We start from the raw sequence: 11,559 nt of genomic DNA, 5'->3' as shown, positions 1-11,559 counted from the left end.
CCCCGGTGACGGATCACCCGGGGCTCCTTCCTTGTGCGGTGTGCCTACTTCTTGTTCTTCACCGTCAGCGCATAGCCGGCGTCGAGGAACGTGAGGTCACCCGTCGGGAGGTTCGACACGAGGGTCGCGAAGTCGCGGTTCTTGCCGTTCGCGCACTTCGTGTTGAACCCGCCCTGCGTGATCGCGTCACCCTCGAGCCGGTAGACGTAGTTGCCCTGGCCGTCCGTGATCTCGAAGGGCGAGACGACGCCCGGCGTGAGGTCGCACGTCGAGATGACCTGGAGCGTCCAGTTGTTGTTCTGCTCGCCGGTCGTCTCGTACCAGTCGCTGTCGGCCGAGACAGTCGCCGCGGCGCCGTTGACCATGACGTCGTCGACGAACCATCCCGTGTCGAGGTACGCGGCGTCGGTCGAGTAGCGGAACCGGACGTCCGTGGCCCCTGCGGGCAGCTGCGCCGTGAGGTGGATGTACTCCGGGTCGTCGATGAAGTACGCGCCGCCCGAGGTTCCCGTCAGGCCGTTGCCCGTGGGGTTGCCGCCGTGAGGATCGTCGTTCGAGGTCACCGTGGTGCCCGCGTCGTCGACGAGCGGGACAGTGACCCATTCGCCGCCGACGAGCGCCTCGACGAATCCGTAGTCCCAGCCCTCCTCGATGAAGTGCCACGTCCAGAAGTCCAGCGACGTGACGCCGGCCGCGACATCCAGATTCAGGATGCTGTCGAACTGGCTCTGATACCCGGCATACCAGTGCGTCTCACCCGTGTGGGGTGCGATCACCGTCGAGTCGTCGCCGTCGAGCGAGACCGTCACGTTCGGGCCCGGGTTGCGGAAGCGCTCGACCTGGATGCCGTACGGGACGGCGACGGGAACCTGGCCGTTGGAGCGCTTGTTCCACTTCGCGTCCGGCTGCGCACCCTGGTTGCTGCCGCGGCCGCCCCAGAAGTCGTTGTCGGCGATGTCCATCGTCCAGCGCGTGTCAGCGGGGTTGCCGAAGTCGACGGCCTTGATGTCCCAGAGGCTCGAGCCCTCGTCGTCGAGGTAGACCGCGACGGCCCAGTCCTGGTAGATCGTCTTCGCCGAGCGCAGGTTCGCGCCGGTCTGGGCGTTGAATTGATCGATCGCGGCCTGGACGCCGTCCATGCCGTCGGCCTGGTTCTGGAAGATCAGCTTGATGAGCAGATCGCCGCCGGCCCCGTCGTACTCGAAGTCCGGCGTGTACGTGCCGTCGCCGTTGCCGCCCGCCTGCTCCCAGACGTACTGGAAGAAGGTGTACGCGGCGCCGTAGTTCGCGAGCGATCCGCCCCACCTCGTGAGGGACGTGTCGGCGTAGAACACCTGATGGTTCGACAGGTGCGAGCCTCCGACGTCGTAGCCGTTGAGGAAGACGGCGAAGTCCGCGAGGCCCTCGTCGACCCACGAGAGCTCACCCGGGTCGCTGTAGTTGTGCAGCAGGTGCTCGAGCTCGTGCGCGATGACGCCTTCATAGAGCGTCGGGCGGTCGTTCGTCGCGTCGCCGTCGTTCCACGGCGAATCGGCGGGGCCGACGCGGTTGGCCCAGTCGAGCGCGTCGATGACGATGACGTTCATGCCCGGGTCCTCGAGGAAGTCGGGTGCGAAGTATCCCGCCGTGTAGCTCGTCTCGGCGCAGTCGTAGTACGCGTCGTCCTGCACGTTGTAGACGACCATGACGAGCGCGTCGGTCGAGTCGTCACCGGGGACGGCGTCGCCCATGGGCCCGTAGTGCTCCTCGTCGATCGCGACGATGTGGTTCGCGAGCTGGTCGCCCATGTAGTCGATCTGCGCCTGCGTGATGGTGAACTCAGCCGCTGTCGCGTCGGCGCACGGCGTGAAGTCGTCGCCCGGGTCATGGTCGAACGCGGGATCGAGGCTCGCCACGCCGGCCGGAGCGCTGCCGTCCAGCGGTGTGTCCTTGGGGACGTAGATGTAGACGGGCGTGCCGTCGGGCGTCACGCCGTCGTAGACGCGCGTGAAGTCCTGGCTGTACGTGCCGCCGGCGGCGCTGTCGTTGATCGGCAGAGTGATGGTCGGGTCGCCGGGAGCGGCCAGGGCGGGGGCGGCGGCGGTGAGTGTCATCGCCACAGCGGCTATGCCGCTGATTGTCATCGCGCCGATTGTCCGGCGTCGAGATCGTGCCACGGGAATACCTCCAGAGTCGTGCCTCGCGCGGGACTCGTGGTCTCGGGCGTGACCAGTCGGATCTGCGGCGGACCGTCCTTGGTCCGTCGCCTGGGCCAGTAGATCACTGAGAGCGCGTCAGGTCTAGGGACTTCTGCCGCACGACTCCGCGCGATATAAGAGTGTGCGGTTATCGGAAGAAGAGCCCGAGCATCCCTGTCTGGCTCACGATCCACCACACGATGATCGCGACCATCAGGGCGATCGACACCCACGACACCCGGCGCGTGAGTCGGCGCCCCTGGGGAGCGACGCCGGGCGGGGGACGCAACAGGCCTGCAGGGGCGGCGAACGGCACAGCGGCGCCGCCCACGAGGGCTCCGGATGCCGCATCCCGCACCGCTCCGCCGGCCGCGGCCATCGCCGTCCCCGCGACGGGATCCGCCGCCGCCTCGGCGAGGCGCTCGTCCCGCCAGCGACCCCATTGCGCGAGCTTGTCGAGCAGCGCCGCGACGACCGAGAAGAGCCACGCCCAGGTCGCGGGGTCGAGCGTCGAGAAGTCGCGCTTGGCGTAGAGGAAGAGCCAGTCGTCGACGATCTCGACGTCGAGCGCTGCGGCATGGTCGATGAACCGCGCCATGATGTCGGGCGTGAAGAGATAGAGCGCGTCCCGCTCGTAGCCTTCGGGGCAGTAGAGGGCGAAGTGCTCATCGAAGTCGCCCTCCAGGTGCAGGCGCTGGTCGGCGTCGAACGTCGCGGGCAGGTTGGTGCCGAAGATCGCGTTGTTGCCGCGCGCATCGAGCACGATGTTGGGCAGCGGCACGTCGAGCTTGACGGCGACGTAACCCCACGCGTGGGTCGTGCGGTTCTTGCCGGACCCGGTCGTATACCGGTAGTTCGCGAACTCGACGAACCTCGGCCGATCTCCGCGGACGACATCGCTCGCCGCGCGCGAGCTGCCGATGCCGAAGATCATCCCCGGCAGAGCGGGCTGCCCGACGTGCGGCAGGTACGACATCGCGTTCGCGCGCGCGAATCGGTCCAGGCGCCACCAGCGCTCGGACTGCCCCGCCGTGCCGCGGATCACACCGACGACGATCGCGGCCGCGACGACGCCGAAGAGGACGAGCGGCACGATCAGGACGAGCGTCCCGATCCAGGCTCCCTGGCCGCCGCTCGCGAAGACCGTCGTGAGGATGCTGACGAAGATCGAGACGAACGTGCCGCCGAACGCCAGCACCATGACCGCGACCACGACGATCGTCACGATCGTGGTCGCCGATCCCCAGCCCGTCACGCGGCCCTGCGCCCGCAGGCGCCGCGCGAACTCGCGGGCCGCGGGGCGATCGACGGCGTCGACGAGCGGACGCGCGTCGAAGGGGAGGGCCCCCGCGCTGCGCGGGTCGCTCACCGATTGACCTCGTCGGCGTCCCACGTGAGGTATGCGCCGGCGGGGATCGGCAGTGCCTCGAGGCGCGGGTCGGCGCACAGCGCACGGATCGCGGCGGGGGAGCCTCCGACGATCGTGGAGTCGTAGTCGACCTCGCTCACGAGCACCCACGCGTGATCGGCGGGCCAGAGCAGGCTCGGCGACTCGGCCGTCGCCGCCCGCTCGAACTCCTCCCCGGCGTGATCGGCCCACGGCATCCGGTGCTCCCATTCCGGATCGGCGAACTCCCGGACGCTCCCGCGGAAGACGACGTGCGCGCGGCCGGGGAGCTCGAGGCGCGGCCCGCGCGAGATGTCGTCCGAGAGGATCCCCGGCTGCCAGGTCGGCTTGCGGAACGCGTTGTTCAGCTGGTCCTGCGCCGAGCGCGCGAGGAAGTCCTCGTGCTGCGGGGCGTCGCCGGCGGGCGTGTCGCCGGAAGAGAGGGTGAAGAGCACGCGGGACGGTCCGTGGCCCATGCCGCCGACGAGTCCGCCCCAGCCCTCCCAGACGGCCGCGTACGCGTCATCCGGTGCCGTGGTGTGCTCCGCGAGGATGCCGGCGACGATCGCGAGGGCGTCCGGTGCGAGCTGCCCCCACATGGGTCGGCCGTAGCGCCAGCCCGCGGCATCCCGAGGCCCGTCCTCACCTTCGACCTCGCGGAACCGCTCGACGAGGTGATCCCACTGCGCGAGGGCGTGCATCGTCGTGCCGAACGCCGTCGCGGACTCGGCCCACGAGATGCGCTCCGACTCGATGTCGGGTGCGGCGGCCTGGAAGGCGTCCCACTCGTCCTGATGCGCGCCATACGGCAGGGGCGGCCACGCCCGGCCGACGGGGCGATCGCGGTCTGCGGCGTGGAAGATGCGGGCGTAGGCCTCGAATCCGCGGGGGACGACGTCGTGCATCGTCGCGCGCCAGGGATCGTCCACTCGCGCGCGGATCCACTCGCCGAATGCGACATCCGCTGTCCATTCCATGCCTGTCACGCTACCGGCGGCCGCCTGCGAGAGTGCGGATTCGGGCTCGACCGGGGCATCCGGTAGCATAGGAGGGTTGTCCGGGCTGCGACCCACGTCGCGTACGCCTCGGACACGTGCAAAACACACCCTCCTGCTGCCGGGAAATGCCCGGCAGCCGTTCTAGTCCGAAGGAGGTGGGTAAGTGACGCACCAGTACGAACTCATGGTCATCCTCAACCCTGAGATCGACGAGCGACAGGTCGCTCCCAATCTCGACAAGTTCCTGAAGGTCATCACTAACGATGGTGGCTCGATCGACAAGGTCGACATCTGGGGCAAGCGCCGTCTGGCCTACGAGATCCAGAAGAAGACCGAAGGCATCTACGCCGTCGTCAACTTCACGGCGACCAGCGCCGCGACGCAGGAGCTCGACCGCCAGCTGAACCTGAGCGAGCAGATCATGCGCACCAAGGTTCTGCGTGCCGAAGAGGCGATCGCCCAGGTCGCCGCCGAAGCGAAGCGCTCGGAAGAGAAGGCCGCCCGCAAGGCTGCCCGTCCCGCCAAGCCTGCCAAGCAGGACGCGTAACGACGATGGCCGGCGAGACGATCATCACCGTGGTGGGCAACCTCACGGCTGATCCCGAACTGCGTTACACGCAGAACGGTCTCCCCGTCGCGAACTTCACGATCGCGTCGACGCCGCGCAGCTTCGACCGTGCGGCGAACGAGTGGAAGGACGGCGAAGCGCTGTTCCTCCGCGCGAGCGTGTGGCGCGAGTTCGCCGAGCACGTCGCAGGATCGCTCACGAAGGGCTCGCGCGTCATCGCGACGGGTCGCCTCAAGCAGCGCTCCTACGAGACGAAGGAAGGCGAGAAGCGCACTTCCATCGAGCTCGAGGTCGACGAGATCGGACCCTCGCTGCGCTACGCCACCGCTCAGGTGACGCGCGCTGCCGGCGGCTCCGGTGGTGGCGGCGGCGGGCAGTCCCGTCCGCAGGTCGCCGACGAGCCCTGGTCGACCCCCGGGTCGGCGTCGAGCTCCGGCTCGGCCGACGCGTGGAGCACGCCCGGCACGTCCTACGGCGACGACACCCCCTTCTAACTCTTACTGATCTAAGGAAAACCCATGGCTGGAAAGGCAACCGGCGACCGCCGCAAGCCGCGGAAGGGCGCGAAGAACGCGGCCCCCGCAAAGGCGATCCGTGTCGGCGTCATCGACTACAAGGACGTCGCCACTCTTCGCAAGTTCATCTCGGAGCGCGGGAAGATCCGCGCCCGTCGTATCACCGGTGTCTCGGTGCAGGAGCAGCGTCTGATCGCCAAGGCGATCAAGAACGCGCGCGAAATGGCGCTCCTGCCCTACGCCGGCGCTGGCCGCTAAGGAGCACCCAATGGCAAAGCTGATTCTCACGAATGAGGTCGCCGGGCTCGGAAGCGCCGGTGACGTTGTCGAGGTCAAGAACGGGTTCGCCCGCAACTACCTCATCCCCCAGGGCTTCGCCGTGGCGTGGACCCGCGGTGGCGAGAAGCAGGTGGCGTCGATCCGCGCCGCCCGCGAGTCGCGCGCGATCCACGACCACGAAGAGGCCGTGGCCCTCAAGGACACCCTCGAGTCGAACAAGGTCCGTCTGGCCGTCAAGGCCGGCGCCGAGGGCCGCCTGTTCGGCTCCGTCAAGACCGCCGACGTGGCCGACGCTGTGAAGGCCGCCGGCTTCGGCGACCTCGACAAGCGTAAGATCCACATCACCTCTCCGATCAAGTCGGTGGGCGAGCACGAGGCGACGATCCGCCTTCGTGACGACCTCACCGCCGTGATCACGCTGCAGGTGGTCGCCGCCAAGTAGTCCAGCCCCCGGCTGGTGCTCTTGACGCACCATGGATGCCGCGAACCCTTCGGGGTTCGCGGCATTCGTGTTTCTCGAGGTCGATGTGTGGGCGGAAGGCGTGCGGGAAGGGGCTCAGGAGGGCGCTGGAGGCCGTGGCGGGCGGACGTCGAACACCGGGCGGGCGGACGTTCGCCGGTGAACGCCGTCTGGGGGTGATGAGCGACAGCTGAAGCTACTCCTGCGCCTCAGGCTTGTCCAGAGGTTTCGACGCTCGCGGAGAGAATCGACTGCCGCGACCTGTGCACAACCTCGCCTATCAGACGCAACCTTCAAGCCCGACTTCAACCACATCTGCATCCACAGGGTGTGGAAACTCAAATCCCTGGTCAGGCTACCTATTTGCTCGACGTCGGTGGCAATCATCGAATGTTGTCCACAGGGGTTGCCCACAGGTCTTGCGGCGTTTCTCTCAGATTGTCCACACACTTATCCACAGGCTGTGTTGCGATGCGGAGGGGCCGTCTCTAGCGTGGGGTGCGGCCCGCGGGCGAGGCGCGGCGTTCGACGTGGATGTCGGGTGCCGATGCTGAACTGAACGACGAGACACCTGGGAAGTGCTCGCCGCTCCCGCCACGCATGTCCGCGCGCAACCCGAAGCGAGCCCGTCGCATCATCAGGAGGAAAAGCAATTGTCGATCGCCGACATCTCCGAAGATCGCCTGGGCGGACCGCGCCAGCCGGAGCGCACGCCTCCGCATGACCTCCTCGCCGAGCAGAGCGCCCTGGGTGGCATGCTGCTGTCGAAAGACGCCGTCGCCGACGTCATCGAGACGCTCCGCGGGGTCGACTTCTACGTCCCGAAGCACGAGCTGATCTTCGAGGCGATCCTCACGCTCTACTCGCACGGCGAGCCGACCGACGTCGTCGCGGTCACCGACGAGCTGATCAAGAGCGGCGAGCTGCAGCGCGCCGGCGGCGTGGACTACCTCCACACGCTGACCTCCATCGTGCCGACAGCCGCGAATGCCGGGTACTACGCCTCGATCGTGAGCGAGCGCGCGCTGCTGCGCCGCCTCGTCGACGCGGGCACCCGCATCGTGCAGATGGGCTACTCGGGACAGGGCGAGGCCCTCGACCTCGTCAACAACGCGCAGGCCGAGATCTACTCCGTCACAGGAGCCGAGGCCGCCGAGGACTACGTGCCGCTCACGATCGCCGTCGATGCGGCCGTCGACGAGATCGAGGCGGCCCGTGGCCGCGACGGCCAGATGACCGGCATCCCGACCGGCTTCTCGGGACTCGACCAGCTGACCAACGGTCTGCACCCGGGCCAGATGATCATCATCGCGGCACGCCCGGCGATGGGTAAGTCGACGCTCGCTCTGGATTTCGCCCGCACGGCGGCGATCAAGCACAACATGCCGACGATCTTCTTCTCGCTCGAGATGGGGCGCAGCGAGATCGCGATGCGCCTCATGAGCGCCGAGGGAGCGGTGCCGCTGCAGAACATGCGCAAGGGCACGCTCGACTCGCGGGACTGGACGACGATCGCCTCGGTGCGCGGCCGCATCAACGACGCGCCTCTCTTCATCGACGACAGCCCGAACATGACGCTCGTCGAGATCCGCGCGAAGTGCCGCCGGCTCAAGCAGCGCGAGGGGCTCAAGATGGTCGTGATCGACTACCTGCAGCTCATGACGTCCGGCAAGCGCGTCGAGTCGCGCCAGCAGGAGGTCTCGGAGTTCTCCCGCGCCCTCAAGCTCCTCGCGAAGGAGCTCGGAGTACCCGTCGTCGCCCTCTCGCAGCTGAACCGTGGCGCCGAGCAGCGCGCCGACAAGAAGCCCGCGCTCTCGGATCTGCGTGAATCGGGCTCGATCGAGCAGGACGCCGACATGGTCGTGCTGCTGCACCGCGAGGCCGCGTACGAGAAGGACAGCCCGCGCGCCGGCGAGGCCGACCTCATCGTCGCCAAGCACCGAAACGGCCCGACCGACACGATCACCGTCGCCTTCCAGGGGCACTTCTCGCGCTTCACCGACATGGCGCCGGGTGGCGACTTCGCCTGACCCACGAAAGGTCACGAGTTGGTAGCGCCCGCCCGCGTTCCGCCCGCTGTGCCGCACACTTGACGCATGCGGAGGTTCCTGAAGGCTGTCAAGCGCCGTGAGTACAGTGTCGCGCCGACGACGTGGGTCGTCGCGATCGCCGCCGTCGTCTACACGTTCTCGCCGATCGACCTCATCCCCGAGCTCGTTCTCGGGCCGCTGGGGTTCGCGGACGACATCGGCATCTGGGGAATCTTCGCGGCGCTCTTCCTCCGCGAGCAGCGGCGATGGAAGGAAAGCCTGGGGTCGTGAGCTTCGGCCACCGGTGCACGCGGACCCACGGTCCGCGAACCACAGAGGCATGATGGGTTCATGACGGACATCCGTTTGAAGGGCCAGCTCATCTGCAGCAGCGAGGGCGAAGCCGAGATCATCGCACGTCATCTCGATCGGCACGTCGAGCTGACGCGCAGCGAGCCGGGCTGTGTCGCATTCGAGGTCGCGGCGACCGGTGACGAGCGCACCTGGTCGGTCGAAGAGGTGTTCCGGGATGCCGCATCCTTCCACGAGCATCAGGTGCGCACCGCGGACAGCGAGTGGGGCCGCGCGACCGCGGGGATCGAGCGCCGGTACGCGATCGAAGGACTCTGAAGCGGGCGGAGACTGCCGGCCGTCAGGGTGAGACGATTGCCCTGATGCACGAGCCGTCTGGGGATGAGCTGCGTTCGCTGCGCGCACGCGCGTACGGGCGCAATGCCGACATCCACGAGGATCCCGCCGCCGTGGAGCGCCTGCGGGATCTCGAGGAGCGCGCGCAGGCCGACGCGAAGCCGGTCTTCACGGTCGCCGGTGCGGGAGCTGGGATCGAGACGGACTCCGAGCTCGCGTTCGGGCCCGCGTCTCTCGAGTCGCCAGCCGATGAGCCCGATGCCGAGCCCGAGCGCTTCGAGCGCGGAGCCTTCGAGCCGATCGCCCGGGACCCCGCCCGACTCGGCGATACCGACCCCGACGACACGGCCTCCGACGCCGCGGCCGGCGCCGACGACCCGGCCGGCCCCGACGCCGAGGACGACGCGGAGGACGAGACGACGACGCCGCGCCGCCGCGGCGCACTCATCTGGGCGGGTGCGCTGACCCTCGCCCTGCTCGCCGGGGCGATCCTCACCTACACGACCATGCAGTTCCACCCGGGAAGCGTCGGAGTGCTGAGCGCGGACTCCGAGGAGCCGTGGCCCGACTCCCTCGGCGACCGGCCCGACGGCGGCACCGTCTACCAGACGTTTCACGGCCTCAAAGTGGTCCTCGTGCCGCAGAACTGGGGTTACGGCGACGAGAAGCTGCCGTGCCTGTTCGTCGTCCCCGACTCGCGCAACTCGACGCTGCTCGGCGCGGGGTGCGGCGCCGGCGACTTCGACCCGACCGCCGCAATCCTGATCACCGAGAGCCTGCCCGCCGCTGTGCTCGACGAGTTCCCCGTCGGCAGCGCCCTGCAGTTCGTCCTCCACGAGGGCCAGGTCATCGTCTACGCCGACGGGCCCTGACGGCTGGAAGACTGGACGGATGCCGGACCTCGAGCTCACGCGCATCCCCGGCGGCACCGTCCAGCTGCACGACGCGCGCCGCAAGCGCCGGTGGACGGTCGAGCTCGAGCCGTTCGATCTCGGCGTCTACGCCGTGACGCAGGAGCAGCTCTCGGAGATGCTGGGGGAGGCGGCATCCCACCCCCGTCGCCCCGCGACCGACGTGAGCTGGCTCCGGGCCGTCCGCTTCTGCAACGCGGCCTCGGAGTGGGAGGGCCTCGACCCGGTCTACACGTTCGACGGCGAAGATGTCGCGTGGGACGTGGAGGCCGACGGGTTCCGGCTGCCGACAGAGGCGGAATGGGAGCACGCGTGCCGCGCGGGTTCGACCGGCCCGCACTACGGACCGCTCGCGGAGGTCGCGTGGACGGGCGCCGACGGCGTGCGCGCTCCGCAGGACGTCGGCGGCAAGCTGCCCAATCTCCACGGCCTGTTCGACACGCTCGGCAACGCGTGGGAGTGGTGCTGGGATCTGCTGGATCCCGCACGCTACGGTGACTATCGCGTCTTCCGCGGGGGAGGATTCGCGGATGACGCGTGGAGCGTCCGCGCGTCGACGAGACGAGGCGGCGCTCCGCGCATGCATCACGAGGACGTCGGCCTGCGGGTCGCGCGTGGAAGCTTCTCGACACCCGGCGAGGCCCAGGGGTGGTCGGCTGCCGCCGACCGCGAACGGGCGGCGATCGACGACCCGCTGCCGCCCGGGTGGACGCCGCGCCGCTGACCTCGCGTGTCGGGCTCCGTGCGACTTGTCGCGAGAGGGGCCATTGTGGGAGTCATGGAGAGCACCCCCGCCGGCCTGACCGAGATGCCGCCGCCGCAGTACATCATGTCGGCCGAGGGGCACCGCATCGCGACCTACGCGTGGGGCGACGATTCGGCCGACACCGTGCTGTGCGTGCACGGCTTCGCGTCGAGCACGCGCGACAACTGGGTCGACACGGGGTGGGTGCGCGACCTCACGCGGGCCGGGTTCCGCGTCCTGGCGGTCGACCAGCGCGGTCACGGCGCGAGCGACAAGCCGCATGACCCCCGCGACTACACGATGCCCGCGCTCGTCGGCGACCTGCTGACGGTGCTCGACACCTACCTGCTCGACACCGTCCTCTACGCGGGGTATTCCCTCGGCGGCCGCGTCGGCTGGCAGCTCCTGGTCGATGCGCCGCACCGCGTCACACGCGGCGTGCTGGGCGGGATCCCTGACGGGCGGCCCCTCGCGCGGGTCGACATCGACCAGGCGCGCGCCTACGCCGAGAGCGGCATCCCGGTGACGGATCGCGTCACGCTGAACTACGTGACCCTCGCGGAGCGCGTGCCGGGCAATGATCTCGGCGTGCTCGTCGCGCTCGCCGAGGGCATGCGGCTCGGAGACGCCGACCCGGATCCGGCGAACCCGCCGCCGCAGCCCGTCCTGTTCGCGACGGGAAGTCAGGACGCGATCCTGGAGCAGTCGCGCCAGCTTGCGGCCGCCACGCCGCGCGGAACCTTCCTCGAGATCCCCGAGCGCCACCACTTCAATGCGCCGGGGTCGCGGGTGTTCCGCCAGGAGGCGATCGCCTACCTGTCGGAGCGGTGACCCACCGCCG

The 11,559-nt window shown here is 69.0% G+C and carries 13 protein-coding genes; 10 read left to right on the top strand and 3 right to left on the bottom strand.

Annotation, left to right across the window (positions count from 1 at the left end; translation table 11 throughout):
* Positions 1 to 44 precede the first annotated feature (44 nt).
* The 3 genes from MJ607_RS12440 to MJ607_RS12430 all read right to left on the bottom strand — a co-directional run bounded on the left by MJ607_RS12440 (position 45) and on the right by MJ607_RS12430 (position 4,541).
* Positions 45 to 2,123, bottom strand: a complete 2,079-nt coding sequence (locus MJ607_RS12440) for an immune inhibitor A (RefSeq protein WP_243075913.1) — start codon at positions 2,121 to 2,123, stop codon at positions 45 to 47.
* A gap of 202 nt (positions 2,124 to 2,325) precedes the next feature.
* Positions 2,326 to 3,546 carry a DUF3137 domain-containing protein gene (locus MJ607_RS12435; protein ID WP_243075912.1) on the bottom strand — a complete coding sequence of 407 codons (1,221 nt, stop codon included), beginning with the start codon at positions 3,544 to 3,546 and terminating at the stop codon, positions 2,326 to 2,328.
* Complete coding sequence (locus tag MJ607_RS12430) at positions 3,543 to 4,541, bottom strand: hypothetical protein (RefSeq protein ID WP_243075911.1); 999 nt, start codon at positions 4,539 to 4,541, stop codon at positions 3,543 to 3,545. The genes MJ607_RS12435 and MJ607_RS12430 overlap by 4 nt, the downstream gene beginning before the upstream one ends.
* Positions 4,542 to 4,725: 184 nt before the next feature.
* On the opposite strand from MJ607_RS12430, the gene rpsF reads away from it, so the two are divergent.
* The 10 genes from rpsF to MJ607_RS12380 all read left to right on the top strand — a co-directional run bounded on the left by rpsF (position 4,726) and on the right by MJ607_RS12380 (position 11,549).
* Positions 4,726 to 5,109, top strand: coding sequence for a 30S ribosomal protein S6 (rpsF, locus tag MJ607_RS12425; RefSeq protein WP_243075910.1), 384 nt, complete (start codon positions 4,726 to 4,728; stop codon positions 5,107 to 5,109).
* Between the two features lie 5 nt (positions 5,110 to 5,114).
* Complete coding sequence (locus MJ607_RS12420) at positions 5,115 to 5,624, top strand: single-stranded DNA-binding protein (RefSeq protein ID WP_243075909.1); 510 nt, start codon at positions 5,115 to 5,117, stop codon at positions 5,622 to 5,624.
* A 24-nt stretch (positions 5,625 to 5,648) separates the two neighbouring features.
* On the top strand, positions 5,649 to 5,903 hold the full coding sequence (gene rpsR / locus MJ607_RS12415; RefSeq protein ID WP_005054609.1) for a 30S ribosomal protein S18: 255 nt from the start codon (positions 5,649 to 5,651) through the stop codon (positions 5,901 to 5,903).
* Positions 5,904 to 5,913: 10 nt separating this feature from the next.
* A complete protein-coding gene (rplI, locus tag MJ607_RS12410) occupies positions 5,914 to 6,366 on the top strand; it encodes a 50S ribosomal protein L9 (protein WP_243075908.1) in 453 nt (150 codons plus the stop codon).
* A 671-nt stretch (positions 6,367 to 7,037) separates the two neighbouring features.
* Complete coding sequence (gene dnaB, locus MJ607_RS12405) at positions 7,038 to 8,414, top strand: replicative DNA helicase (RefSeq protein ID WP_243075907.1); 1,377 nt, start codon at positions 7,038 to 7,040, stop codon at positions 8,412 to 8,414.
* 66 nt (positions 8,415 to 8,480) lie between these two features.
* Positions 8,481 to 8,705, top strand: coding sequence for a YkvA family protein (locus tag MJ607_RS12400; RefSeq protein ID WP_243075906.1), 225 nt, complete (start codon positions 8,481 to 8,483; stop codon positions 8,703 to 8,705).
* 60 nt (positions 8,706 to 8,765) lie between these two features.
* Positions 8,766 to 9,044: a putative quinol monooxygenase gene (locus MJ607_RS12395; protein WP_243075905.1), complete on the top strand. Its 279-nt coding sequence runs from the start codon at positions 8,766 to 8,768 to the stop codon at positions 9,042 to 9,044.
* Between the two features lie 44 nt (positions 9,045 to 9,088).
* Positions 9,089 to 9,934, top strand: a complete 846-nt coding sequence (locus MJ607_RS12390) for a hypothetical protein (protein ID WP_243075904.1) — start codon at positions 9,089 to 9,091, stop codon at positions 9,932 to 9,934.
* Positions 9,935 to 9,953: 19 nt separating this feature from the next.
* Positions 9,954 to 10,697: an SUMF1/EgtB/PvdO family nonheme iron enzyme gene (locus tag MJ607_RS12385; RefSeq protein ID WP_243075903.1), complete on the top strand. Its 744-nt coding sequence runs from the start codon at positions 9,954 to 9,956 to the stop codon at positions 10,695 to 10,697.
* Between the two features lie 54 nt (positions 10,698 to 10,751).
* Complete coding sequence (locus MJ607_RS12380) at positions 10,752 to 11,549, top strand: alpha/beta fold hydrolase (protein WP_243075902.1); 798 nt, start codon at positions 10,752 to 10,754, stop codon at positions 11,547 to 11,549.
* Positions 11,550 to 11,559: the final 10 nt, after the last annotated feature.

It is taken from the genome of Microbacterium sp. SS28 (assembly GCF_022761035.1).
GTDB lineage: Bacteria > Actinomycetota > Actinomycetes > Actinomycetales > Microbacteriaceae > Microbacterium.
This window is presented reverse-complemented; position numbering and strand designations above follow the sequence as displayed.